General features: G+C 60.1%; 23 protein-coding genes. 20 read left to right on the top strand and 3 right to left on the bottom strand.

The annotated features are described in order from the left end of the window. Window positions 1-48 precede the first annotated feature (48 nt). The 12 genes from uppS to BSU04_RS06745 all read left to right on the top strand — a co-directional run bounded on the left by uppS (window position 49) and on the right by BSU04_RS06745 (window position 12,721). Window positions 49-831 carry a polyprenyl diphosphate synthase gene (gene uppS, locus BSU04_RS06800; protein ID WP_089159880.1) on the top strand — a complete coding sequence of 261 codons (783 nt, stop codon included), beginning with the start codon at window positions 49-51 and terminating at the stop codon, window positions 829-831. Next, window positions 825-1,658, top strand: a complete 834-nt coding sequence (locus BSU04_RS06795; protein ID WP_089159879.1) for a phosphatidate cytidylyltransferase — start codon at window positions 825-827, stop codon at window positions 1,656-1,658. The genes uppS and BSU04_RS06795 overlap by 7 nt, the downstream gene beginning before the upstream one ends. 18 nt (window positions 1,659-1,676) lie before the next feature. Beyond that, window positions 1,677-2,882, top strand: a complete 1,206-nt coding sequence (locus BSU04_RS06790) for a 1-deoxy-D-xylulose-5-phosphate reductoisomerase (protein WP_089159878.1) — start codon at window positions 1,677-1,679, stop codon at window positions 2,880-2,882. 7 nt (window positions 2,883-2,889) lie between these two features. Further along, complete coding sequence (rseP, locus tag BSU04_RS06785; RefSeq protein ID WP_089159877.1) at window positions 2,890-4,275, top strand: RIP metalloprotease RseP; 1,386 nt, start codon at window positions 2,890-2,892, stop codon at window positions 4,273-4,275. Between the two features lie 100 nt (window positions 4,276-4,375). Further along, window positions 4,376-6,688, top strand: a complete 2,313-nt coding sequence (bamA, locus tag BSU04_RS06780; RefSeq protein WP_089159876.1) for an outer membrane protein assembly factor BamA — start codon at window positions 4,376-4,378, stop codon at window positions 6,686-6,688. Between the two features lie 194 nt (window positions 6,689-6,882). After that, window positions 6,883-7,401, top strand: a complete 519-nt coding sequence (locus BSU04_RS06775) for an OmpH family outer membrane protein (RefSeq protein WP_089159875.1) — start codon at window positions 6,883-6,885, stop codon at window positions 7,399-7,401. A gap of 16 nt (window positions 7,402-7,417) precedes the next feature. Then, window positions 7,418-8,545 carry a UDP-3-O-(3-hydroxymyristoyl)glucosamine N-acyltransferase gene (lpxD, locus tag BSU04_RS06770; protein ID WP_089159874.1) on the top strand — a complete coding sequence of 376 codons (1,128 nt, stop codon included), beginning with the start codon at window positions 7,418-7,420 and terminating at the stop codon, window positions 8,543-8,545. Window positions 8,546-8,667: 122 nt separating this feature from the next. Then, complete coding sequence (fabZ, locus tag BSU04_RS06765; protein WP_089159873.1) at window positions 8,668-9,141, top strand: 3-hydroxyacyl-ACP dehydratase FabZ; 474 nt, start codon at window positions 8,668-8,670, stop codon at window positions 9,139-9,141. A 79-nt stretch (window positions 9,142-9,220) separates the two neighbouring features. Continuing rightward, window positions 9,221-10,009: an acyl-ACP--UDP-N-acetylglucosamine O-acyltransferase gene (lpxA, locus tag BSU04_RS06760; RefSeq protein ID WP_089159872.1), complete on the top strand. Its 789-nt coding sequence runs from the start codon at window positions 9,221-9,223 to the stop codon at window positions 10,007-10,009. An 11-nt stretch (window positions 10,010-10,020) separates the two neighbouring features. Beyond that, on the top strand, window positions 10,021-11,187 hold the full coding sequence (gene lpxB, locus BSU04_RS06755) for a lipid-A-disaccharide synthase (RefSeq protein WP_089159871.1): 1,167 nt from the start codon (window positions 10,021-10,023) through the stop codon (window positions 11,185-11,187). Between the two features lie 80 nt (window positions 11,188-11,267). After that, window positions 11,268-11,924 (top strand): ribonuclease HII, encoded by a 657-nt coding sequence (rnhB, locus tag BSU04_RS06750; protein ID WP_144021145.1) that lies wholly within the window; start codon window positions 11,268-11,270, stop codon window positions 11,922-11,924. An 11-nt stretch (window positions 11,925-11,935) separates the two neighbouring features. Continuing rightward, window positions 11,936-12,721, top strand: a complete 786-nt coding sequence (locus BSU04_RS06745) for a TrmH family RNA methyltransferase (protein ID WP_089159869.1) — start codon at window positions 11,936-11,938, stop codon at window positions 12,719-12,721. 92 nt (window positions 12,722-12,813) lie between these two features. On the opposite strand, the gene ppsR is transcribed toward BSU04_RS06745, so the two are convergent. Further along, window positions 12,814-13,632, bottom strand: coding sequence for a posphoenolpyruvate synthetase regulatory kinase/phosphorylase PpsR (gene ppsR / locus BSU04_RS06740; protein ID WP_089159868.1), 819 nt, complete (start codon window positions 13,630-13,632; stop codon window positions 12,814-12,816). Between the two features lie 670 nt (window positions 13,633-14,302). Here ppsR and ppsA point away from each other — a divergent pair. From ppsA to BSU04_RS06725, 3 genes are all read left to right on the top strand, one after another. After that, the gene (gene ppsA, locus BSU04_RS06735; RefSeq protein ID WP_089159867.1) at window positions 14,303-16,708 is read left to right on the top strand and encodes a phosphoenolpyruvate synthase; all 2,406 of its coding nucleotides are present in this window, start codon (window positions 14,303-14,305) and stop codon (window positions 16,706-16,708) included. A gap of 123 nt (window positions 16,709-16,831) precedes the next feature. Then, window positions 16,832-17,260 (top strand): NfeD family protein, encoded by a 429-nt coding sequence (locus BSU04_RS06730; protein ID WP_089159866.1) that lies wholly within the window; start codon window positions 16,832-16,834, stop codon window positions 17,258-17,260. A gap of 57 nt (window positions 17,261-17,317) precedes the next feature. Further along, the gene (locus tag BSU04_RS06725; RefSeq protein WP_089159865.1) at window positions 17,318-18,259 is read left to right on the top strand and encodes an SPFH domain-containing protein; all 942 of its coding nucleotides are present in this window, start codon (window positions 17,318-17,320) and stop codon (window positions 18,257-18,259) included. A 116-nt stretch (window positions 18,260-18,375) separates the two neighbouring features. Here the strand turns inward: BSU04_RS06725 and smpB are convergent, their stop codons facing one another. Then, window positions 18,376-18,825 carry an SsrA-binding protein SmpB gene (smpB, locus tag BSU04_RS06720; protein ID WP_031364027.1) on the bottom strand — a complete coding sequence of 150 codons (450 nt, stop codon included), beginning with the start codon at window positions 18,823-18,825 and terminating at the stop codon, window positions 18,376-18,378. Window positions 18,826-18,924: 99 nt separating this feature from the next. Here smpB and BSU04_RS06715 point away from each other — a divergent pair, with 99 nt between their 5' ends. Both BSU04_RS06715 and BSU04_RS06710 read left to right on the top strand, forming a co-directional pair. Further along, window positions 18,925-19,359, top strand: coding sequence for a type II toxin-antitoxin system RatA family toxin (locus BSU04_RS06715; RefSeq protein WP_031364028.1), 435 nt, complete (start codon window positions 18,925-18,927; stop codon window positions 19,357-19,359). After that, complete coding sequence (locus BSU04_RS06710) at window positions 19,359-19,688, top strand: RnfH family protein (protein WP_089159864.1); 330 nt, start codon at window positions 19,359-19,361, stop codon at window positions 19,686-19,688. The genes BSU04_RS06715 and BSU04_RS06710 overlap by 1 nt, the downstream gene beginning before the upstream one ends. 51 nt (window positions 19,689-19,739) lie before the next feature. Here BSU04_RS06710 and BSU04_RS46260 read toward each other — a convergent pair whose 3' ends face one another. Further along, window positions 19,740-19,913: a hypothetical protein gene (locus tag BSU04_RS46260; protein ID WP_179258227.1), complete on the bottom strand. Its 174-nt coding sequence runs from the start codon at window positions 19,911-19,913 to the stop codon at window positions 19,740-19,742. On the opposite strand from BSU04_RS46260, the gene guaB reads away from it, so the two are divergent. The 3 genes from guaB (at window position 19,912) to guaA (ending at window position 24,002) form a co-directional block, all read left to right on the top strand. Next, window positions 19,912-21,372, top strand: a complete 1,461-nt coding sequence (gene guaB, locus BSU04_RS06705; RefSeq protein WP_089159863.1) for an IMP dehydrogenase — start codon at window positions 19,912-19,914, stop codon at window positions 21,370-21,372. The genes BSU04_RS46260 and guaB overlap by 2 nt on opposite strands. A gap of 2 nt (window positions 21,373-21,374) precedes the next feature. Further along, window positions 21,375-22,196, top strand: a complete 822-nt coding sequence (locus BSU04_RS06700) for a hypothetical protein (protein WP_089159862.1) — start codon at window positions 21,375-21,377, stop codon at window positions 22,194-22,196. Between the two features lie 225 nt (window positions 22,197-22,421). Then, entirely contained in the window at window positions 22,422-24,002 is a 1,581-nt protein-coding gene (gene guaA / locus BSU04_RS06695) for a glutamine-hydrolyzing GMP synthase (protein WP_089159861.1), read from the top strand. Window positions 24,003-24,184: the final 182 nt, after the last annotated feature.

Raw genomic sequence — 24,184 nt, 5'->3', positions numbered from 1 at the left:
TTGCGTCGTGCCGGCGCGTCACTCTGTCGATACTTAGATTCAGCGGCCATGACCTATACCAGCTCTACCGTTCGCGTACCCGATGTCGCGGCTGTCCCGCGCCATATCGCGATCATCATGGACGGCAACGGCCGTTGGGCGACGCAGCGGCGCCTGCCGCGCGTGGCCGGCCATACCCGCGGCGTAGACGCCGTGCGGGCAACGGTCGAAAGCTGTGCGCGCCAGGGCGTCGAATTCGTGACGCTGTTCGCTTTCAGTTCCGAAAACTGGCGTCGTCCGACTGACGAAGTCTCGTTCCTCATGCGCCTGTTCGTGACGGCGCTGGAGCGGGAAGTCGGCAAGCTGCACGCCAACGGCATCCGTTTGCGGGTGGTCGGCGACACCTCCATGTTCGACGACCGCATCCGTGCGCTGATCCAGCGTGCCGAAACCAAGACGGCGCGCAATACGCGCCTGACGCTGACCATCGCGGCAAACTACGGCGGCCGCTGGGACGTCATGCAGGCGGCGAAAAAACTGGCGGAGCAGTCGGTTCAGGAAGGCCGCGTCGTTCCAGTCGACGAAGCGGCGTTCGAGCAGCACCTGGCCATGGCCTATGCGCCAGAGCCGGACCTGTTCATCCGCACGGGCGGGGAGCAGCGCATCAGCAATTTCCTGTTGTGGCAGATGGCGTACACCGAACTCTATTTCACCGATACCTACTGGCCCGATTTCGACGCCGAAGCACTGGCTCGCGCGATCGAATCGTATGCTGAGCGCGAACGCCGGTTCGGGCGGACCAGCGCGCAACTCGAACCGCAATCGCAGAAGGCCGACACCCTTTCATGCTAAAGACCCGTGTCATCACGGCAATCGTCCTGCTGGCAGTGCTTCTGCCAATCACGTTATTCGCGCCGATAGGCGTTTTCGCGGCATTGATCGCCGTTGTTGTCATCTTCGCTGCCTGGGAATGGGCGCGACTGCTCAAGCTTACCGGCGGGTCGCCGGTGGTGTACGCGGTGATCGCCGGCATGGCGCTGATCGCCAGCACGCGGCTCGGGCTGGGTTACAAACCGTTGTATCAGATGGCGGCCATATTCTGGGTGCTGGCCGGTCCGTTCGCGCTTGCGCGCAAGCCCGCGCTTGCCGACGGCGCGTGGCGCGTCTTCCTGCTGTTCGCCGGCATTGTGACCTTCGTGGCCTGCTGGCACGCGCTCGTTGCGGCCCGTACGGTCGGGGTGGCGTTCGTGCTATCGCTTCTCCTAGTCGTATGGCTGGCCGACATTGGCGCATACTTCGCCGGAAAAGCGTTCGGCCGTCATAAGCTTGCACCGTCCATCAGCCCCGGCAAAACCCGCGAAGGCGCGTTGGGTGGCTGGCTGGCGGTAATGATCGTAGGCTCGGCGGGCGCGGCGACGCTGGTTTTTGCGCCGACACTGTTTTCGGCGCTGGTGGCGCATCTCGGCTGGGCCGGCGCGCTCCTCTCCTTGACGGTGCTGACCGTATTCAGCGTAATTGGCGACCTGTTCGAGTCTCTGCTGAAACGCCAGGCGGGCGTCAAGGATTCGAGCGGATTGCTGCCCGGGCACGGTGGCGTCCTTGACCGGATCGACGCATTGTTGCCTGTATTGCCGATCGCACTCCTGTTGCTCGGTCCTGTTGCCCAGTCAATCGGCTAATCGGCTAAAGAAGGATTTATGCAAAAACGTCTGACTCTGCTCGGATCCACGGGCTCGATCGGCGAAAGCACGCTCGACGTCGTGGCGCGGCACCCGGACCGCTTCACGGTCTATGCGCTGAGTGCGCATCGCAACGGCGACAAGCTCGTCGACCAATGTGTGCGATTCCAGCCGGAAGTGGCGGTGGTCGGTGACGCCGATACCGCCGCGAAGGTTGCCGCGGCGCTGCGCGCCCAAGGCTGCAAGACCGAGGTGAGCTACGGTCCGCAAGCGCTGGTGGACGTTTCGGCAAGCGCCGCCTGCGACACGGTGGTGGCCGCTATTGTCGGTGCTGCGGGCCTGGCGCCCACGCTGGCTGCCGCGCGCGCGGGCAAGCGCATCCTGCTGGCCAACAAGGAAGCGCTGGTCATGTCGGGCAAGATTTTCATTGATGCGGTGCACGACAACGGCGCGGTGCTGCTGCCGGTCGATAGCGAGCACAACGCGGTGTTCCAGTGCATGCCGCGTGAAGTGGCGCTGCACGGCGGGGTATCGAAGATCATCCTGACGGCATCCGGCGGCCCTTTCCGTACCCGCGAACCGTCAACGCTGCGCCACGTCACGCCTGACGAAGCCTGCAAGCATCCGAACTGGGCGATGGGCCGCAAGATTTCCGTCGATTCCGCCACGATGATGAACAAGGGCCTCGAAGTGATCGAGGCGCATTGGCTCTTCAACGTGCCGGGGTCGCGCATTGAAGTGCTGATCCATCCGCAAAGCGTGATTCATTCGCTCGTTTCGTACGCGGACGGTTCCGTGCTCGCGCAACTCGGCAACCCCGACATGCGCACGCCGATCGCCTATGCGTTGGCGTTTCCTGAGCGTGTGGACTCGGGCGTCGCGCAACTTGATCTCGCGCAAATCGCTTCGCTCACCTTCGAGAAGCCTGACCTGAAGCGTTTCCCGTGCCTGGCGCTCGCGCTGAAGGCGCTGGACGCTGGCGGCACCGCGAGCGCGGCGCTCAACGCGGCCAACGAGGTCGCGGTGGAGGCGTTCCTTGCTCGCCGTATCGGCTTCATGTCGATCGGGGAAGTGGTCGAGCGCGTGTTGAATGCGTTGCCGAACGGCAGTGCATCGACCCTTGATGAGGTGCTCGCCGCCGATGCCGAAGCGCGTCGCCTGGCAGGCGAGTTCGCCGCTTTGCTGACAGCCGACGCACCGCACGCCGAACGCGTCCTGCACTGAGGTCGCCATGAACTTCCTGATCGAGATCGTTGCATTTGTGGTGGCCATCGGCGTGCTGGTCGTCGTCCACGAATTCGGCCATTACAGCGTCGCGCGGCTGTGCGGCGTGAAGGTCCTGCGATTTTCGGTCGGGTTCGGCAAGACGCTCGTGAAATGGGTCAGCAAGCGCACCGGCACCGAGTGGACGATCTCAGCGCTGCCGCTGGGCGGCTACGTGAAGATGCTCGACGAACGGGAAGCTGAAGCGAGCATTCCCGAAGCCGATTTGCCGCACGCATTCAACCGTCAACCGGTGTTCAAGCGGATCGCGATTGTTGTGGCGGGGCCGGTAGCGAACTTCATTCTCGCCATTTTGCTGTTCGCCGGCGTGTTCGCGGGGGGCGTCTCCGAGCCGGCGGCGATTCTCGCGGCGCCCGCGCCCAACACCGTTGCCGCGAAGGCGGGCTTCGAAGGCGGCGAGACGATCGTTTCAATGCGCGATGTGCAGGGCAGCAGTGACGCGAGTGGCGAGACGCACAAGGTGCGCTCGTGGTCCGACCTGCGCTGGAAACTGCTTGACGCGTCATTTGATCATCGCCGCGTGGTGCTGACGGCCAGGACGAACGAGGGCACGTTCGATTTCCCGTTGAGCGTGGGCAAGATCGACGATCAGGACGTCGACCAGGATTTCATGGATAAACTCGGCTTCGAGCCGGGCGGCGGCACGCTGGCGGTAGCCGGTGTGGAAGCGGGCAGCGCGGCGGCAAGAGCGGGCTTGCAGGCCGGTGACGTGCTGCGCGCTATCGACGGCAAAAAGATCGATAACGCGATGGGTTTTATCGACTACGTGCAGCATCGTCCGGGTACGCCGGTCTCGCTGACGGTCGAGCGCAACGGCGTGGAGCGCGCAGTGCAGATCGTGCCGGAGCTCAAGCAGGACGCTGCCACGCATCGCGATGTCGGCCGGATCGGCGCGTCGCTCGCGACCCGGATTGCGGCAGTGGATGTGCGTTATGGTCCGGTCGAAAGCCTGCAGTTGGGCGTCAAACGGACGTGGGACATCAGCATTTATTCGCTGCGCATGTTCGGGCGGATGATCACGGGCGAAGCGTCGCTGAAAAATCTTTCGGGGCCGGTGACGATCGCCGACTACGCCGGCAAGAGCGCGCGGCTTGGATTGTCGGCGTTTCTTTCATTCCTCGCGCTCGTGAGTATCAGTCTTGGCGTCTTGAACTTGTTACCGATTCCGGTTCTTGACGGTGGGCATCTGTTATATTATTTGGTTGAAGCCGCAACCGGCAAGGCCGTGTCAGATCGTTGGCAGCTGGTTTTGCAGCGGGCGGGTCTTGTTTGCATCGTCGCCTTGTCGATGATCGCGCTCTTTAATGACCTTGCTCGCTTGATCCGCTTTTGATCTGGCTTGCCGTTTCACCTTGATCCTTTTTCATCCTGTCTGGCGGCGCTTGAACGAACGCCGTCCGGCTTGATGCAGCTATACACACTGGGGAAGCACGTTGTTCAAACCTCATCGCTTTGTTCCTAAGTCGGCTGTGGCCGCAGCATTGGCCGCAACCGGAATGGCGGCGCACGCGACAACGCCGTTTGTCGTGCAGGACATCCGGATTGACGGCCTTCAGCGCATTGAACCCGGTTCGGTTTTCGCCTACTTGCCTATCAAGCAGGGCGACACGTTCACCGACGACAAAGCCTCCGAGGCAATTCGCGCGCTGTATGCAACGGGCTTCTTCAACGACGTCCAGATCGCCACACAGGGCAACGTGGTGGTGGTGCAGGTGCAGGAGCGTCCGGCCATTTCGCAAATCGACTTCTCCGGGATCCACGAGTTCGAAAAGGACAACCTGGCGAAGGCGTTGCGCGCGGTAGGCTTGTCGCAGGGCCGCTCGTACGACAAGGCGCTTGTCGACAAAGCCGAGCAGGAACTCAAGCGCCAGTACCTGACGCGCGGGTTCTACGCGGCCGAAGTCACGACCACCGTCACGCCGGTTGACCGTAACCGCGTGCAAATCCTGTTCTCGGTGGCGGAAGGTCCGAGCGCGAAGATCCGCCAGATCAACTTCATCGGCAACAAGGCGGTCAGCACGAGCACGCTGCGCGACGAGATGCAGTTGTCCACGCCGAACTGGTTCTCGTGGTACACGAAGAACGATTTGTACGCGAAGGACAAGCTCACGGGCGACCTCGAAAACGTACGCTCGTACTACCTGAATCGCGGTTATCTCGAGTTCAACATCGACTCGACGCAGGTGTCCATCTCGCCCGACAAGAAGGACATGTACCTGACGATTGCGCTGCACGAAGGCGAACCGTACAAGATCAGCGCGATCAAGCTCTCGGGCAATCTGCTCGACCGCCAGGCCGAGCTGACGAAGCTCATCAAGATCAAACCGGGTGACCGTTTCTCGGCTGAAAAGCTGCAGGCGACCACAAAGGCTATCGTCGACAAGCTCGGTGAATATGGCTACGCGTTCGCACAGGTCAACGCACAGCCGCAGATCAATCAGGCCGATCACACGGTCGACCTGACGCTGAATGTGGATCCGAGCCGTCGCGTGTATGTGCGGCGCGTGAACATCGTCGGCAATACGCGTACACGTGACGAAGTGGTGCGCCGGGAAATGCGTCAGCTCGAAAGCTCGTGGTTCGATTCGAGCCGGCTGGCGTTGTCGAAGGATCGCGTGAATCGTCTCGGTTACTTCACCGATGTCGACGTGACCACCATCCCGGTCGAAGGGACGAACGACCAGGTGGACGTGGACGTGAAAGTCACGGAAAAGCCGACCGGCGCGATTACGCTCGGCGCGGGTTTTTCGTCGACCGACAAGGTAGTGCTGTCAGCGGGCGTGTCGCAGGACAACGTGTTCGGTTCGGGTACCAGCCTCTCGGTCAACATCAATACGGCCAAGACGTACCGGACATTGACGGTGACGCAAGTCGATCCGTACTTCACCATCGACGGCATCAAGCGTATTACCGACCTGTACTACCGCACGTATCAGCCGCTGTATTACTCCACGGATTCCAGTTTCAAGATCGTTACCGTCGGTGGTGATTTGAAGTTCGGCATTCCGTTCTCGGAGCAGGACACGGTGTACTTCGGCGCGGGCCTCGAGCAGAACACGCTCGATATTGATTCCGCTACGCCGCAAAGCTATATCGACTACGTGAAGGAATTCGGCCGCGTAGTGAACAACGTGCCGGTGACGGTTGGCTGGTCGCGTGACAATCGTGACAGCGCATTGGTCCCGAGCCGCGGTTATTACACGCAGACGAACGCTGAATACGGCACGCCGGCGGGTAACACGACGTACGTCAAGGTGGACGCTCAGGCGCAGTACTACTACTCGTTCGCGCGCGGCTTCGTGCTCGGCCTGAACTTGCAAGGCGGCTACGGTAAGGGCCTGCAAGGCCAGACGTACCCGATTTTCAAGAACTACTATGCCGGCGGTATCGGCTCGGTTCGCGGCTATGAACCGAGTTCGCTGGGTCCGCGTGACACGACCACGGGAGACCCGATCGGCGGTTCGCGCATGGCGGTGGGCAACATCGAGTTGACCTTCCCGTTGCCGGGTACGGGTTATGACCGCACGCTGCGCGTCTTTACCTTCCTTGACGGCGGTAACGTCTGGGGCGATCCGGGTCAGGGCGGCACCAGCACGGGTGCGAACGGCCTGCGGTATGGTTACGGTTTCGGCTTGGCCTGGATCTCGCCGATCGGCCCGCTCAAGTTGAGCTTGGGTTTCCCGGTGACGAAGCATGCCGGCGACCAGTATCAGAAGTTCCAGTTCCAGATCGGTACGGCGTTCTAAACCGCGATCGGGATGTGTCGGTGGCCCGGTTTTCCGCTCTTGTCGCGGAGCTGGGGTGCCTGACACAGTGGCTTGACTTCGTAACCTGATTCAGCGACTTGATTGAGCAAGATAAGTCAGTGGTGTAAATAAGTAACGTGAGGAAGACTTTGCGAACCGGTAAGCTTTCTAAACATGTAGCGTTGGCGCTTGTCATGTCGGTGGCGCTCGGCCTGACGGGTGCCGCCAAGGCAGAGGCGCAGGAGACCCGGATTGCAGCCGTCAACTCCGATCGCATCTTGCGTGAGTCAGCAGCGGCGAAGGCGGCGCAGACGAAGCTCGAAAGAGAGTTTTCAAAGCGAGACAAGGCGCTGCAGGACATGGCAGCGGGCCTGAAGACCCTGTCGGACGCAATGGACAAGAACGGCGCAGGCATGGCACCTGCCGACCGTGCTGCCAAGCAACGCGAGTTGTCGCAGGCCGATCAGGACTTCCAGCGCAAACAACGCGAATTTCGCGAAGACCTGAATCAGCGGCGCAACGAAGAGCTTGCTGCCGTGCTGGACAAGGCCAACAAGGTCATCAAGCAGATTGCGGAAGCGCAGCATTACGACCTGATCGTGCAGGAGGCGGTGTACGTCAGTCCGCGCATCGATATCACCGATCAGGTGCTGAAGGCGCTGGCCGCAAATCAGGCGAGCCTGTCTGCCAATCCAGCTAGTAGTTCGAACTGATCGGGAGCGGTACCGGATGGCATCAGACAGTGCGATCACGCTTGGTGAACTGACCGAGCGCTTCGGTGGAGACATAGCGGGCGATGCAGCGCATCGCGTGAACGGCCTCGCGCCGCTCGACAAAGCCGGCCCCACGCAACTCGCCTTTCTCGCGAACCAGAAATATTTGTCTCAAGTGGAAAGCACTCAGGCCGGTGGGGTATTGATTTCGCCAGCAGACCTGGAAAAAGTGACGTCGCCGGAAGGGCGTAACTTCATCGTCACAGCGAATCCCTACGCTTATTTTGCGCGTGTGGCGCAGGCTTTCATCGACCTCGCGACGCCGCCGGTTGAACCCGGCGTGCATCCCACGGCGTTTATCCATCCCGGCGCGAAGGTGGCGGCCAGTGCCGTGATCGGGCCGCACGTGAGCGTGGAAGCGGGCGCCGAGATTGGCGAGCGCGTGAAGCTGGATGCGGGCGTGACGATCGGCCAGGGCGTCAAGCTGGCTGACGACGTTCATCTCTATCCCCACGTGAGCGTCTATCATGGCTGTAAGCTCGGGGCGCGCGTGATCGTGCATGCCGGCGCGGTGATCGGTGCAGACGGTTTTGGTTTTGCTCCGGATTTTGCCGGCGACGGCGACGCGCGCACCGGCAACTGGGTCAAGATTCCGCAAGTCGGCGCCGTGGTCGTGGCAGAGGACGTGGAGATCGGCGCGAACACGACGATCGACCGGGGCGCAATGGCCGATACGGTGATCGAGGAAGGCGTGAAGATCGATAATCTGGTCCAGATCGGGCATAACTGCCGGATCGGCGCCTACACGGTGATTGCAGGCTGCGCGGGCATTGCGGGCAGCACGAACATTGGACGGCACTGCATGATCGGCGGCGCGGTGGGCATTGCGGGCCACGTGACGCTGGCGGACTACGTGATCGTCACGGCCCAGTCCGGCGTGTCGAAGTCGCTGCTGAAGCCGGGTATGTACACCAGCGCGTTCCCCGCCGTGAATCACGCCGACTGGAACAAAAGCGCTGCCATTGTGCGTAATCTGGACAAGTTGCGCGAACGCATCAAGACGCTCGAAGCGGCCGTAGCTGCGGGCACTCACCCGGATAACACCGCGGATAACATCCCGGACAGCACTTCAGGCAAGCATTAAGACGGTAAATACCGGCATCCCACGCGAAGCCGCTTGTTGTTTGTTGCTTATCAACGAGTAACGAGCTAACGAGCGGTTTCGCAGTCAACACCCGCGCTGTGAAGCGCGCGAGCAGAACGACTATGAGCACCGAAAAAATCAATCTAGACATCCACAAGATTCTCACGTTGCTGCCGCATCGGTATCCGATCCTGCTCGTCGACCGAGTACTCGAACTCACGCCGCATAAGAGCATCAAAGCGCTGAAGAACGTGTCGATCAACGAGCCGTATTTTCAGGGTCACTTCCCGACACGGCCTGTGATGCCTGGCGTGCTGATTCTCGAAGCGCTTGCGCAGGCAGCCGCGCTGCTGACGTTCGCCGAGGAGAAGGAGCCGCACGACCCGGAAACCACTCTGTATTACTTCGTAGGCATCGACCGGGCACGCTTCAAGCGCGTGGTCGAACCCGGCGACCAGTTGATCCTGAACGTGAACTTCGAGCGCTACATGCGCGGCATCTGGAAATTCAGCGCACGTGCCGAAGTGGACGGTGCAGTAGCAGCCGAAGCCGAGTTGATGTGCACCGTGAAAAACACGGCCGCCGACCCGAAGTGACGCGAGCCGTGCCTAAGTGACGCGAGCCGTGCCTTAGCCGGCGCGGCAAACCAAGCAACTGAACACCAAGCGAGGGCGCATGAGCAAGATTCACCCTACCGCGATCATCGAGCCGGGCGCGCAGCTCGACGAATCCGTCGAAGTCGGTCCATACGCGATCGTCGGCCAGCACGTGCAAATTGGCGCGCGCACGACTATTGGTTCGCACAGCATAATCGAAGGCCATACGGTCCTGGGTAGCGACAACCGCATCGGCCACTACGCATCCGTCGGCGGCCGGCCGCAGGACATGAAGTACAAGGACGAGCCCACCCGGCTTGTGATCGGCGAGCGCAACACTATCCGCGAATTCACCACCATTCATACCGGCACGGTGCAGGATACAGGCGTGACCACCATCGGCGACGACAACTGGATCATGGCCTACGTGCACGTAGGGCATGATTGCCAGCTTGGCAGCAACATCGTCATGTCGAGCAACGCGCAACTGGCAGGTCACGTGATCATTGGCGACCATGCCATTGTCGGCGGCATGTCGGGCGTGCATCAGTTCGTGCGCATTGGCGCGCATTCCATGCTGGGCGGTGCGTCCGCGCTCGTGCAGGACATCCCTCCGTTCGTGATCGCCGCCGGTAACAAGGCTGAGCCGCACGGTATCAACGTGGAAGGGCTGCGTCGCCGTGGCTTCTCGGCTGAGGCTATTTCGGCGCTGCGTTCGGCGTATCGCGTGGTGTACAAGAGCGGCGCGACGCTGGAAGAAGCGAAAGTGCAATTACGTGAACTCGCTTCCGCAGGTGGAGACGGCGACGCGCCCGTCACGGCGCTGGCCGATTTTATCGACGCCTCGCAGCGCGGCATCATCCGTTGACCGAGCGCTCGATGACGCTGGCCCCCGCCCCCCTGCGCGTTGCGATGGTGGCGGGCGAGCCGTCAGGCGATCTGCTCGCGGCTTCCCTGCTTGAGGGCTTGAACGAGCGTTTGCCGGCCGGCACGCAGTTCAACGGGATCGGCGGTCCACGCATGACGGCCGCGGGTTTCGACGCCCACTGGCCGATGGACAAGCTGACGGTGCGGGGTTATGTCGAAGCGCTCAAGCATATTCCCGAGATCCTGGGCATTCGCAACGAGCTCAAGCGGCAACTGCTCGCGGAGCCGCCGTCGGTGTTTATCGGCGTGGATGCGCCCGATTTCAATTTTGGTCTCGAACACGCGTTGCGCGACGCCGGTATTCCGACAGTGCATTTCGTGTGTCCGTCGATCTGGGCGTGGCGCGGCGGACGGATCAAGAAGATCGTCAAAGCTGTCGATCACATGCTGTGCGTGTTCCCGTTCGAACCGGCGCTGATGGAGAAGGCGGGCATTGCGTCCACCTACGTGGGCCATCCGCTCGCCGATGAAATCCCGCTCGTGCCTGACGTTGAAGGCGCGCGCCGCGCATTGGGCTTGGCGGAGGGCGGCCCGATCATCGCGGTGTTGCCCGGTAGCCGGCGTTCCGAGATCGCGCTGATCGGCCCGACCTTTTTCGACGCGATGGAGCTCATGCAGCTTCGCGAACCCGGTGTGCGTTTCGTGATGCCGGCGGCGACTGCTGCGTTGCGCGAATTGCTGCAGCCGCTGGTTGCCGCGCATCCGAATCTCGCGCTGACGATCACTGAAGGCAAGGCTCAGGTGGCGATGACTGCCGCCGACGCCATCCTGGTCAAGAGCGGCACCGTGACGCTGGAAGCAGCGCTGCTTAAAAAGCCGATGGTCATCTCGTACAAGGTGCCTTGGCTGACGGGCCAGATCATGCAGCGGCAGGGTTATTTGCCGTATGTCGGCTTGCCGAATATTCTGGCCGGGCGGTTTGTCGTGCCGGAGATTCTCCAGCATTTCGCCACGCCCGAAGCGCTTGCCGACGCCACGCTGAAACAGTTGAATGACGATGCGAACCGCGCGACACTGACGGAAATCTTCACGGAAATGCATCACGCGCTGCGTCAGAACACGGCTCAACGCGCTGCGCAGGCCGTGGCGCAGGTGCTGGAAACGAGGAGGCCGCGGTAATGGCGAAGATCGTCGTGAAAGGCGTGGTACGGCGCGCGGGGCGGCAAGCACTGCAGCCTGCGTTCGACTTCGACGTCGACATGCCGTCCGACGTCATTTGCGGCGTGGACGAAGCCGGCCGTGGCCCGCTGGCGGGTCCCGTGGTTGCGGCGGCGGTGATCTTCGATCCATCGAAACCCAAGATTCGCGGACTCGATGACTCGAAGGTGCTGAGCGCCAAGAAGCGCGAGGAGTTGTACGAGAAGATCATCGACCGTGCGCTGGCCTATAGCGTGGCTTCGGCGACGGTCGACGAAATCGACACGATCAACATTCTCCATGCCACCATGCTCGCGATGAAACGCGCCGTGGAAGGGCTGTCGGTTACGCCGACGGTCGCGAAGATCGACGGTAACCGGTGTCCCCAGTTGTCGATGCGCTCGGTGGCTGTTATTGGCGGCGACGCGTTGATCGCGCAGATTTCGGCGGCTTCCATTCTGGCCAAAGTCACGCGCGACCGGATGCTGCTGCAATTGCACGAAGTTCACCCCGTTTATGGTTTCGATGCCCACGCCGGTTACGGCACGCCGCAGCACCTGAGGGCGTTGCTTGAACACGGGCCTTGCGAGCATCATCGGCGTTCGTTTGCGCCTGTTCGTGAGGCGCATGCGCGCTTGGGCACGGCGTTGCCGGTTGTTGCGGCCGGGGTGCTTGAAGCGGCTGCCGCGGAGCAAGGCGTCGACGCTCCTCCGTTCTGAATTCTCCCCACGTGAAATCCATTACCTCGCGGGATAACCCGCTTTACAAGCGCCTGAAGGCGCTCGCCGGATCGACCTCGCAGCAGCGCCGCAGTGGCCACGCTTTGCTCGAAGGGCTGCATCTCGCCAGTGCTTATCTCGACGCGGAAGGGCAGCCAGAGACGTGCGTTGTGACCGAGGGTGCGCTTGAGCACGATGAAGCGCGGCAGATTGTCGGCCGGATCGATCCTGCGCATGTTTATACGTTGCCCGATGCTTTGTTCGGACAACTATCGAGTGTCGTGCATGGTGTGGGGATGGTGTTGCTGGTCGAGAAAATCGCGCCATCGTTGCCCGAACGCATCACTGGGACGTGTCTGGTTCTCGATGGTATCCAGGATGCCGGCAATGTCGGATCCATCTTGCGGAGCGCCGCAGCGGCCGGCGTTCAGCATGTGTTTTGCGTACCCGGGACGGTGTTCGCGTGGTCATCGAAGGTGCTGAGGGCGGGTATGGGCGCGCATTTCCTGCTCGGCATTTATGAGGACGTCGAACCGGCGGAGTTATTGTCGCGACTCGCGCCCGAGGTGCGGGTGACCATCACTGATTCGCACGGCGCAAAAGCGATCTACGATACCGATTTGTCAGGGCCTGTGGCCTGGGTCATGGGCAACGAAGGCGCGGGCGTCTCGCCATTCTGGCGCGACCACGCGACGCTTCGGGTGACCATTCCCCAGCCGGGCGGCATGGAGTCGCTGAATGTGGCGGCGGCTGCTGCGATTTGCATCTTTGAACAGTGCCGGCAGCAACGCCGATAGTCGCGATGGCCGTCGCGTGAGTTCGCAAAAAAGCCGTTTTCAACCTTCGTTGAAAACGGCTTTCGCCTATATGCCCACCATACCAACCGATATCAATAATACGATGGCCGTTCCAGCCGGATCTCCTGCAGGATGGTCGTGGCGATTTCCTCGATCGACTTATGCGTCGACGATAACCACTTGACCCCCTCGCGTTTCATCATCGCTTCGGCTTCGTTGATCTCATAGCGGCAGTTCTCCAGCGCCGCATATTTACTCCCCGGCCGACGCTCATTGCGAATCTCCGCCAGCCGCTGCGGATCGATCGACAAGCCAAACATCTTTTCCTTATACGGCAGCAACGGCGTCGGCAACCGTCCACGCTCAAAATCTTCCGGAATCAACGGATAATTCGCTGCTTTGACACCGTACTGCATCGCCAGATAAAGCGACGTTGGCGTCTTGCCGCTGCGCGACACACCAACCAGGATCACATCGGCATCGGACAGATTGCGATTTGACTGGCCGTCGTCGTGCGCCAGCGAAAAATTGATCGCCTCGATCCGGTTCTTGTATTCCTCCGTATCCGCGTTCTGGTGAACCCGGCCCATCGCGTGCGTCGACTTGATGTCGAGTTCCAGTTCCAGCGGCTCGATAAACGTCTGGAACATGTTCAGAACCAGCGCATTGGAGCGCCTCACGATCTCGTTCGACGCGCTGTCCACCAGCGTGGTGAACACAATCGGCCGACGGCCGTCAAGCGACACCGCCTCGTTGATCTTGGCGATAGTCGCATGCGCCTTCTCGGTCGAATCGACAAACGGCACGCGCACGAGCCGGAATTTCTGGTCGAACTGGGACAGGATCGAATGCGCGAATGTCTCGGCAGTGATCCCGGTGCCATCGGAAACGATGAATACGGTAGGCGGCATCGGCGTTGAGGGTCGTGAAATTACGTGAAATGAATTGACGGTGATTATGGTCGGCTAACGGGTCGATTAGTCGACCGGACGAAATGACGCAAAAAGACGCTAAAGGATGCTAAGGGCCCTAAGGGCCCTAGTGTGAGCCCTAGTGTGAGCCCGACTATGAGCGCCCATCGACATCGCGCCGGGCGCGGCGTCAGGCTGACAACTCCAAACTAAGCATCCACTAAAACACCCGATGTGCGCCGCCACACCATCCACGTGTGAAGGGTCTCATTACGCAGCGCTTTTATGCCCCGCGATGAAACATTTTCAAGAGTTAGCACGGTAGAATAGCGGCAACCTGTTCGATAAGCAATTGCGGACGATTAATCATCGATTGAGTGAAATTGTCGCCCATTCGTGCGTTTTCGAAACAATACGTAGATTTTATGGGCAGTTTTAACTGATATCGATGTGTTTCGAAGTCGTGTTTTTCAGCATCGCGACGTGGTTTGGCAGGACTCACGTTCCGGTGCATACACGATACGTCACGCCCCCAACGGCGCGTGGATCGAAACATGCGGCATGTGCTTATCAAACAGGTTATGCAGGTTGCGGTACGCGCCCCCAAATAAGCGCCACCGCTTCGAGCCCACTTGCATGATCGTGAATTCCATCCACCTTAGGGGCTTACATGACTAACGAAGCTAACGTTGCAAAGGACCAGGCGTATGTAGTTCCATTCGAGCAGTTGCGAATGACCGACGTCGACATTGTCGGCGGCAAGAATGCGTCGCTCGGCGAGATGATCAGCCAGCTCGCCGAAGCCGGCGTGCAGGTGCCCACTGGTTTTGCGACCACGGCACAGGCATTTCGCGACTTCTTGAATCACAATAACCTGACCGAACGCATCGCCAAACGTCTGGAACTCTTCGACGTGGACGACGTGAAAGCCTTGGCCGAAGCCGGCAAGGAGATCCGCCAATGGATCGTCGACGCGCCGATGCAACCGCGCCTCGAAGAATTGATTCGCAAAGGCTTCGACACGCTTCAGGCCAGCTCGCCGGACGAGCTGTCGTTCGCGGTGCGCTCTTCGGCGACTGCCGAAGACTTGCCGGATGCATCGTTCGCGGGTCAGCAGGAAAGCTATCTGAACGTAGTTGGCATCGACGAAGTGCTCGATCGCATGAAGCACGTGTTCGCGTCGCTGTATAACGACCGCGCTATTTCGTACCGGGTGCACAAGGGCTTTACCCACGCTGAAGTCGCGTTGTCGGCAGGTGTGCAGCGTATGGTCCGCTCGGACGTGGGCGCGGCCGGCGTGATGTTCACACTCGATACCGAATCAGGCTTCAAGGACGCCGTGTTCATTACGTCGAGCTATGGCCTGGGCGAAACGGTCGTGCAGGGCGCCGTGAATCCGGACGAGTTCTACGTCTTCAAGACCACGCTCGCACAAGGCAAGTACCCGATCATCCGTCGTTCGATCGGCTCGAAGCTCATCAAGATGGAATTTACGAACGCTGGCGAAGCCGGCCGAGTGAAGACCGTCGACGTGTCGCACGAACAGCGCAACCGCTTTTCCATCACCGACGAAGACGTGATCCAGCTCGCGAAGTACGCGGTGATCATCGAAAAGCATTATCAACGTCCGATGGACATCGAGTGGGGCAAGGACGGTCGCGACGGCAAGATCTTCATTCTCCAGGCGCGTCCGGAAACGGTGAAGAGCCAGGCTGCGGGCAAGGCTGAAATGCGCTTCAAGCTGAAGGGCCAGTCGAACGTGCTGGCTACCGGCCGGGCTATCGGCCAGAAGATCGGCGCAGGTCCGGTGCGCGTGATTCACGACCCGTCGGAGATGGATCGTGTTCAGCCCGGCGACGTGCTGGTGGCCGACATGACCGACCCGAACTGGGAGCCGGTGATGAAGCGTGCATCGGCGATCGTGACCAATCGCGGCGGGCGCACCTGCCACGCGGCCATCATCGCGCGCGAACTCGGCGTGCCGGCCGTGGTGGGTTGCGGCGACGCAACCGACATGCTGAAGGAAGGCCAGTTGGTGACGGTGTCGTGCGCGGAAGGCGACGAAGGCAAGATCTACGACGGTCTGCTCGAAACTGAAGTGACCGAAGTCGAGCGCGGCGAACTGCCCGAAATTCCGGTCAAGATCATGATGAACGTCGGCAATCCTCAGCTCGCGTTCGACTTCTCGCATCTGCCGAATGCAGGCGTGGGCCTGGCGCGGCTCGAGTTCATCATCAACAACAACATCGGCGTGCATCCGAGGGCGATTCTCGAGTACCCGAACGTTGATGCCGACCTGAAGAAAGCCGTGGAAAGCGTCGCGCGGGGCCATGCGTCGCCGCGAGCGTTCTACGTCGACAAGCTGACCGAAGGTATCGCGACAATCGCGGCGGCGTTCTATCCGAAGCCGGTGATCGTGCGCCTGTCCGACTTCAAGTCGAACGAGTACAAGAAACTGATCGGCGGTTCACGTTACGAGCCGGACGAAGAGAACCCAATGCTCGGCTTCCGGGGCGCATCGCGTTACATCTCGCAGGATTTCGCCGAAGCCTTCCAGATGGAATGTATTGCGTTGAAGAAAGTGCGCGAAGAGATGGGCCTCGACAACGTCGAGATCATGGTGCCGTTCGTGCGCACGTTGGCGCAGGCTGAGAAGGTCGTTGGCCTGCTCGAGAAGTTCGGCCTGAAACGCGGCGTGAACGGTCTGCGGTTGATCATGATGTGCGAGATTCCGTCGAATGCCATCCTGGCTGAAGAGTTCTTGCAGTTCTTCGACGGTTTCTCGATCGGATCGAACGACCTGACGCAGCTGACGCTGGGTCTGGACCGCGATTCGGGCATGGAGTTGCTCGCAGTCGACTTTGACGAACGTGACCCGGCTGTGAAGTTCATGCTGAAGCGCGCTATCGAAACATGTCTGCGGCTGAACAAGTACGTGGGCATTTGCGGTCAAGGCCCGTCGGACCATCCGGACCTCGCCGAATGGCTTGCGAAGGAAGGCATTGAGTCGATGTCGCTGAATCCGGACACGATTATCGACACTTGGAAGACGCTGGCAAAGACGTTGAACAAGTAAGCGCGATAAGTAAGCGCAATACGTACGACATGCCGCTGCATCGAAAGGGTATCAACCTTTCAAAACAGTAAGCGTGCTATAACACCCCGGACGTTCCGGGGTGTTTTTGTTTGGAGGAATCGCATGGCTGCTAACGGACTTTTCTGGTGGATCGGCGCCGGGGTGCTCGTGCTGCTCGAGCTGATGTCCGGTACGTTTTATCTGTTGATGGTGGCGGTCGGTTTTATCGCGGGCGGAATCGCACATTTGTTTGGAGCGGGTCTGGAGATCGAGCTGCTGGTGGCGGCTCTGGTCGCGATGATCGCCGTCACTGTTTTGCGGCGCTCGAAGCTGGGACACGTTACCCGGCGCGATGCATCGCATGATCCGGGCGTGAACCTGGATATTGGCGAGACGCTGAAGGTGAACGAGTGGCATGAGGGCCGCGCGCGGGCGCTGTATCGCGGGGCGGAATGGGACATTGAACTGGCGCCCGGGGAGACTGAAGGCGCGCATATGTACAGGATCACGGCGTTTTCCGGCAACACGCTGGTGGTTGCGGCAACACGCTGAGAAGGTGGAACGGGGTTGAAGCTTTCCTAAGTAAGACACGCATAACAAGGAGTAGAAATGGACGTGACTATCATCGGGGCAATTTTGTTGATTATCGTCATCGCGATCGCCGCGCAGACGATCAAGATCGTGCCGCAACAACACGCATGGGTGCTGGAGCGGCTTGGGCGCTATCACGCGACCCTCACGCCGGGGCTGACCATCGTCGTGCCGTTTGTCGACCGCGTGGCCTACAAGCACGTGCTGAAGGAAATTCCGCTGGAAGTGCCGAGCCAAGTCTGTATCACGCGTGACAACACGCAGTTGCAAGTGGACGGCGTGCTGTACTTTCAGGTGACAGACGCCATGAAGGCGTCGTATGGATCGAGCAACTTTATTTACGCCATTACGCAGTTGTCGCAGACCACGTTGCGTTCAGTGATCGGCAAGCTCGAACTCGACAAGACCTTCGAAGAGCGCGACTACATCAATCACAGCATTGTGACGTCGCTCGATCAGGCTGCGGCGAACTGGGGCGTGAAGGTACTGCGCTATGAAATCAAGGATTTGACGCCGCCGAAGGAAATCCTGCACGCGATGCAGGCGCAAATTACGGCCGAGCGTGAGAAGCGGGCGGTGATTGCTGCGTCGGAAGGTCGCAAGCAGGAGCAGATCAATATTGCGTGGGGCGCGCGTGAGGCGGCCATCCATAAGTCGGAAGGCGAGCGTCAGGCGCAGATCAATCAGGCCGAAGGCGAGGCGTCGGCCATTCTGGCGGTGGCCGTGGCGAATGCTCAGGCGATTGAGAAGATCGGCGCGGCGATACAGACGGCCGGCGGCATGGAAGCGGTGAACCTGAAGGTTGCCGAGCAGTATGTCACTGCGTTCGGGAACATCGCGAAGCAGGGCAATACGCTGATCGTGCCGGGGAATTTGTCGGAGATGAGTTCGATGATCGCGTCGGCGCTGAGCATCATCAAGGGCGATGGAGCGGGTGGCGGCGTGATTCGTAAGAGCTGAAGCTTGGCATTAGCCGAATCAGCTTGTTGAATCACCTGACCGTATGAAAAAAGGGCGTCGACTCCATGGTCGACGCCCTTTTTGCGTTGGATATCTTACTTTCATTCCGGCGGTGCTCAATGCTTGGCACCGCGCATGATTTGCGCTTTTTCGCGTTCCCAGTCGCGTTTTTTCTCGGTTTCGCGTTTGTCATGCAGCTTCTTGCCCTTCGCGAGGCCGATCTCGCATTTCACGCGACCGCCTTTGTAGTGGAAGTTCAGCGGGACAAGCGTGTGGCCTTTCTGCTCGACCTTGCTGATGAGCTTCGAGATCTCTTCGCTGTGCAGCAGCAGCTTTCGAGTGCGGACCGGATCCGGATGGATGTGGGTCGATGCTTCCGGCAACGGGCTGATGTGAGCGCCGATCAGGAACAATTCTCCGTCGCGAATGATGACGTAGCCTTCCTTGATCTGGCCGCGGCCGGCCCGGAGCGCCTTGACTTCCCACCCTTCCAGCACGAGCCCCGCCTCGTAGCGATCTTCGATGAAGTAATCGAAGAAGGCTTTTCTGTTGTCGATGATGCTCATGAATGAAAAGTGCCTAACTCGTTTAAAATCCTGATTTTAGCAGCGCGGGCGAGGTAAAGCCCGCAAAGCTTCCCACTCTTGCCACGCGTTGCGCCCTTTATGGCAGATGTCCAGAAAACTGTATTGATCCGTCACTCTGCAGAGCAGATGTTCGACCTCGTCACCGATGTCGCCGATTACCCGAATTTTTTGCCGTGGTGTGGAGGGGTGGAAGTAGGCCGCCACGACGAACACAGCATGGAAGCGAAGATCCACATCAATTTCAAGGGCATCAAGCAACATTTCGCTACCCGTAACGTGCATACGCGACCGACCACCATCGATATGGAGTTCATGGACGGTCCTTTCAAGAAATTCACCGGTTACTGGCGGTTCACGCCGTTGCGGGCCGATGCCTGCAAGATCGAGTTCGCGCTGCACTACGAGTTTTCGAACATCATTCTCGAGAAGATCATCGGGCCAGTGTTCAGCCATATCGCGCACACGTTCGTGGATTCGTTCGTGAAGCGCGCTGACCAGCGGTATGGAAAGTGATGACTCTTGCCGTTGAGGTTTGTTATGCGTTGCCGGAGGGGAAGAGTGCGGTGTGTACGCTTTCCTTGGGCAACGGTGCGACCGTGCGGGAGGCGATTGAGGCGAGTGGATTGCTCGTACAGTTTCCCGAGATCGATTTGAACGTGCAAAAAGTGGGCGTTTTCGGAAAGATTCAGGCGCTGGATGCGGTGCTCGCCGATCACGACAGGGTGGAGATTTATCGGCCGCTGAAGGTTGATCCGAAGGTCGCGAGGCAAAGGCGGGTTGAGAAGACGCGGCGCGGCGGGTCCATTGAAGGGCGCCGGTGGACGCGAAAGGAAGCGCGGTAAGAGCGATCCGATCGCGCGCCGGCATTCCTGCTGGCATCCGCAAAACCGAACTTATATCGAACGCAAATCGAGCGAAAAACCGAAACGGCGGCGTAAATCGCCTACCCGGTTGAGGCCCGGAAATTGCGCCGGAAAGCGAGCAGCGCCGCCTAAGCTGCTGTTCGGGCAGTGAAAATCCGGGGAACTATCGGTATAATTCGGTTTTGCGCCCATAGGATTTGCCATGCGTCTGATCCAGAAAGCACTCACGTTCGATGACGTGCTCCTCGTGCCCGCGTTTTCCAACGTTCTCCCGCGCGATACCAGCCTGAAAACACAGGTTACCCGCAAGATCTCCCTGAATATGCCTCTGTTGTCCGCCGCCATGGACACAGTCACCGAAGGCCGGCTCGCTATTGCGATGGCTCAGCTCGGCGGCGTCGGCATCATTCACAAGAACCTTACCGCAGCCGAACAAGCCCGCGAAGTCGCGAAAGTAAAGCGCTTCGAATCGGGCGTGGTGCGCGATCCGATTACTGTTCCGCCGCAAATGAAAGTGCGCGACGTGATCGCTCTCACGCGACAGCACGGTATTTCCGGGTTTCCGGTGGTGGAAGGGCCGCAGCTGATCGGTATCGTGACGAACCGGGACCTGCGCTTCGAAGAACGTCTCGACGACGAAGTGCGCAAGATCATGACGCCGCGTGAACGCCTCGTGACCGTCAAGGAAGGCACACCGCTCGCCGAAGCCAAGGCGCTGATGCATAGCCATCGGCTGGAACGCGTGCTGGTCGTCAACGACGCGTTCGAATTGCGCGGCCTCATGACCGTCAAGGACATCACCAAGCAAACCGAACACCCGGACGCCTGCAAGGACGAGCACGGCAAGCTGCGCGCTGGCGCGGCAGTTGGCGTGGGTCCCGAGAACGAAGAGCGTGTTGAGCTTCTGTCGGCGGCGGGTGTGGACATCATTGTCGTAGATACGGCGCACGGTCACAGCCAGGGCGTGCTCGAGCGCGTGCGCTGGGTGAAGCAGAACTATCCGCATATTGAGGTGATCGGCGGCAATATCGCCACGGCTGCAGCCGCCAAGGCGCTCGTGGAATACGGCGCGGATGGTGTGAAGGTCGGTATCGGTCCGGGTTCGATCTGCACGACGCGGATCGTGGCGGGTGTCGGCGTACCGCAAATTACCGCGGTGGCGAACGTGTCGGATGCATTGCGCGGCTCGGGCGTGCCGGTGATCTCCGACGGCGGTGTGCGTTTTTCTGGCGATGTCAGCAAAGCGCTTGCAGCCGGCGCGGACGCGGTGATGATGGGCAGCATGCTGGCCGGCACGGAAGAGTCCCCCGGCGACGTGTTCCTGTTCCAGGGCCGCCAGTTCAAGGCGTATCGCGGCATGGGGTCGGTCGGCGCGATGAAGGACGGTGCGGCGGACCGGTACTTCCAGGACAACTCGGCGAATATCGACAAGCTCGTGCCTGAAGGCATTGAAGGGCAGGTGGCTTATAAGGGTTCGGTCAACGCCATCCTGTTCCAGGTGGTCGGCGGCGTGCGGGCAAGCATGGGGTATTGCGGCTGCCGCAATATTGCAGAAATGCATGACAAGGCCGAATTCGTCCAGATCACGGGCGCCGGCATGCGCGAGTCGCACGTGCACGACGTGCAGATCACGAAGGAAGCGCCCAACTACCACGTGGACTGACTATGAAACCGTTGCTGCGCGCTGTTCTTGTCATCAATGCACTGATTTTTCTGGCTTTCGGCGTGCTGTTTCTGCTCACGCCTTGGACGGCTTTGTGGGCATCGATGCATCTCGTGACCGTGCAGCCGCCGTTTGTCGGACAGTTGTTCGGGATCGCGCTGATCGGTATTGCGTGGCTCGCGGTTCATGCCGCTATCGATGGTGCGTTGACTGCGACCGCTGCCAAGGTGTCGGGACATGTGGAGTGGTTGTCGGGCCTGGTGATGATGGTCTGGCTGCTCGGGCTGCATACGCCCGAGTTGACGGGTTTTGGTCAGGTGATCGCGGCGTTGGTTGGCGTGGCCATGCTGGTGCTGGGGCTTGGCAGCGTGAGGCTGTCAGGTGCCGTGCGGCGGCGCGAGCGCGCCGCGCTGGCCGGCGCTGCCGCGGCTGAGCGTGCCGAGAAACGGGCGGCGAAGACCAAGGCGGAAGAACGCGTGGAGCGTGTAACTCCGCCGCCGAGGCCTTTGTCGTCTGACCCCGTCGCACCGGCAAATCCGCGCTGGGACAGGGATAGCGGGCTGGTCGAGCCTGTCGTGGGCGAGGCTATTGCACGTCCTGCCGCGCCGGCGCCATCCGCTACCGCGTTTGATCCTGCTACCGGGCATGTCATCGATCCGGCCACGGGACGCTCGCTGGACCCCGCCACTGGCCGCGCGTTCGATCCCGTCAGTGGTCACAAAATTGATCCTGAAACCGGGCGCCCGATCGACCCGGTCACCGGTCGTACGGTGGATCCGGTGACCGGCCAGTTTATCGATCCGGTCCGCCGCGATCCGCGCTGAAGGCTTGCGCGCACAGGTCTTCGCGGCCGCGTCGGGTTGATCGAACACTTATCGATGAACGGAGCGTCGCGTTTCGTTGTATCGATGAATCTGTCTTGCTGCGGTCGGCAACAATCGCCGGCCGTTGAACTCTCTGCGTGACGTGATGCGCGGGACCTCGTTCCTGCTGCTTGCGTTATCGTTTTTGCCAACTGTTTCCGTCTACTTGCCTTCCCGGCCGCTGCCATGCACGACAAGATCCTGATTCTCGATTTCGGCTCCCAAGTCACCCAGTTGATCGCACGACGCATCCGCGAATCACATGTGTATTCGGAGATCCATCCGTACGACGTCGACGAGGCGTTCATTCGCGACTTCGCACCGAAGGGCATCATTTTGTCGGGCGGCCCGAACTCGGTTACCGAACTCGGCTCGCCGCGTGCGCCGCACGTTGTCTTCGATCTCGGCGTGCCGGTGCTCGGCATTTGCTACGGCATGCAGACGATGGCCGAACAACTCGGCGGCAAGGTCGAACTCGGCAATGTTCGCGAATTCGGTTATGCCGAAGTGCGGGCGCATAACCACACGAGCTTCCTGAACGGCATTGAAGATTTCCAGACGGCCGAAGGTCACGGCATGCTGAAAGTGTGGATGAGCCATGGCGACAAGGTGTCGGACATGCCCGTCGGATTCAAGCTGATGGCATCGACACCGTCTTGCCCGATCGCCGCGATGGCCGACGACGAGCGCCATTTCTACGGCCTCCAGTGGCATCCGGAAGTTACGCACACGGTTCAGGGACGCGCGATGCTCGACCGCTTCGTGCTCGAGTTGTGCGGTGCGCGGCCGGACTGGGAGATGGGGCATTACATCGATGAAGCGGTGGAGAAAATCCGCGCGCAAGTCGGCGATGAGCACGTGATTTTGGGTTTGTCGGGCGGCGTGGATTCGTCGGTGGCGGCGGCGCTTTTGCATCGTGCGATTGGGGCGCAATTGACGTGCGTTTTTGTTGACCATGGCTTGCTGCGCTTGAACGAAGCCGAGCAGGTCATGACGACGTTCGCCGATCACCTTGGCGTGAAGGTGATTCATGTCGATGCGAGCGAAGTGTTCTTGTCGAAGCTTGCCGGCGTGACGGATCCTGAGGCGAAGCGGAAGATCATTGGCGCTGAGTTTGTTGAAGTGTTCCAGACGGAAGCCAACAAGCTGAAGGACGCGAAGTGGCTCGCGCAAGGGACGATTTACCCGGATGTGATCGAGTCGGCAGGCAAGGGCAAGAAGGGCCACACGATCAAGAGCCATCACAACGTGGGTGGATTGCCCGAGACGCTGAATTTGAAGTTACTTGAGCCGTTGCGCGAGTTGTTCAAGGACGAAGTGCGGGAGTTGGGCGTGAAGCTGGGGCTGCCGCCGGCGATGGTTTATCGGCATCCGTTCCCGGGCCCGGGTTTGGGCGTGAGAATTCTGGGCGAGGTGAGAAAGGAGTTCGCCGAGCTGCTGCGTCACGCGGATGCGATCTTTATCGAAACGTTGAGGAATACGTTCGATAAGGAATCGGGTAAGTCGTGGTATGAGCTTACGAGCCAGGCTTTCGCTGTGTTTTTGCCGGTGAAAAGCGTGGGCGTGATGGGCGATGGGCGGACCTATGAGTATGTGGTTGCGCTGAGGGCCGTGCAAACGCTGGACTTCATGACCGCGCAGTGGGCACATCTGCCGCATGAGTTGTTAGGACATGTTTCGAACCGAATCATTAATGAGGTTCGCGGGATTAATCGCGTTGTTTATGATATTTCGGGGAAACCGCCGGCTACGATCGAGTGGGAGTAGAATTTCCGCCGGAAACATTATTCGCTGGTTGATTGACTATTAAAGCCCTGTTTTTACAGGGTTTTATATTTTGGATTGTCGCTTGATAGTTCTCGCATTCTGGCGAATGTTGGAGAAACTCGTGTCGTTTCAGTTTGGTGAAACTGCACTTGGCGACGGAAATAGCGGCTACATCATTTTTA

The organism is Caballeronia sordidicola (assembly GCF_002220365.1).
In the GTDB taxonomy this organism is placed as follows: Bacteria; Pseudomonadota; Gammaproteobacteria; order Burkholderiales; family Burkholderiaceae; genus Caballeronia; species Caballeronia sordidicola_C.
This window is presented reverse-complemented; position numbering and strand designations above follow the sequence as displayed.

Bases quoted from the DNA above. Each gene is read 5' to 3' on its own strand.
- rnhB (WP_144021145.1), top strand. From the start codon at position 11,268: ATGCCGTCCGACGTCATTTGCGGCGTGGACGAAGCCGGCCGTGGCCCG.
- BSU04_RS06700 (WP_089159862.1), top strand. From the start codon at position 21,375: ATGAAACCGTTGCTGCGCGCTGTTCTTGTCATCAATGCACTGATTTTT.
- lpxA (WP_089159872.1), top strand. From the start codon at position 9,221: ATGAGCAAGATTCACCCTACCGCGATCATCGAGCCGGGCGCGCAGCTC.
- ppsR (WP_089159868.1), bottom strand. From the start codon at position 13,632: ATGCCGCCTACCGTATTCATCGTTTCCGATGGCACCGGGATCACTGCC.
- BSU04_RS06790 (WP_089159878.1), top strand. From the start codon at position 1,677: ATGCAAAAACGTCTGACTCTGCTCGGATCCACGGGCTCGATCGGCGAA.
- smpB (WP_031364027.1), bottom strand. From the start codon at position 18,825: ATGAGCATCATCGACAACAGAAAAGCCTTCTTCGATTACTTCATCGAA.
- BSU04_RS46260 (WP_179258227.1), bottom strand. From the start codon at position 19,913: ATGGCAAATCCTATGGGCGCAAAACCGAATTATACCGATAGTTCCCCG.
- uppS (WP_089159880.1), top strand. From the start codon at position 49: ATGACCTATACCAGCTCTACCGTTCGCGTACCCGATGTCGCGGCTGTC.
- BSU04_RS06725 (WP_089159865.1), top strand. From the start codon at position 17,318: ATGGACGTGACTATCATCGGGGCAATTTTGTTGATTATCGTCATCGCG.
- guaB (WP_089159863.1), top strand. From the start codon at position 19,912: ATGCGTCTGATCCAGAAAGCACTCACGTTCGATGACGTGCTCCTCGTG.
- ppsA (WP_089159867.1), top strand. From the start codon at position 14,303: ATGACTAACGAAGCTAACGTTGCAAAGGACCAGGCGTATGTAGTTCCA.
- BSU04_RS06710 (WP_089159864.1), top strand. From the start codon at position 19,359: ATGACTCTTGCCGTTGAGGTTTGTTATGCGTTGCCGGAGGGGAAGAGT.
- lpxD (WP_089159874.1), top strand. From the start codon at position 7,418: ATGGCATCAGACAGTGCGATCACGCTTGGTGAACTGACCGAGCGCTTC.
- fabZ (WP_089159873.1), top strand. From the start codon at position 8,668: ATGAGCACCGAAAAAATCAATCTAGACATCCACAAGATTCTCACGTTG.
- rseP (WP_089159877.1), top strand. From the start codon at position 2,890: ATGAACTTCCTGATCGAGATCGTTGCATTTGTGGTGGCCATCGGCGTG.
- BSU04_RS06795 (WP_089159879.1), top strand. From the start codon at position 825: ATGCTAAAGACCCGTGTCATCACGGCAATCGTCCTGCTGGCAGTGCTT.
- BSU04_RS06730 (WP_089159866.1), top strand. From the start codon at position 16,832: ATGGCTGCTAACGGACTTTTCTGGTGGATCGGCGCCGGGGTGCTCGTG.
- guaA (WP_089159861.1), top strand. From the start codon at position 22,422: ATGCACGACAAGATCCTGATTCTCGATTTCGGCTCCCAAGTCACCCAG.
- BSU04_RS06715 (WP_031364028.1), top strand. From the start codon at position 18,925: ATGGCAGATGTCCAGAAAACTGTATTGATCCGTCACTCTGCAGAGCAG.
- lpxB (WP_089159871.1), top strand. From the start codon at position 10,021: ATGACGCTGGCCCCCGCCCCCCTGCGCGTTGCGATGGTGGCGGGCGAG.
- BSU04_RS06775 (WP_089159875.1), top strand. From the start codon at position 6,883: ATGTCGGTGGCGCTCGGCCTGACGGGTGCCGCCAAGGCAGAGGCGCAG.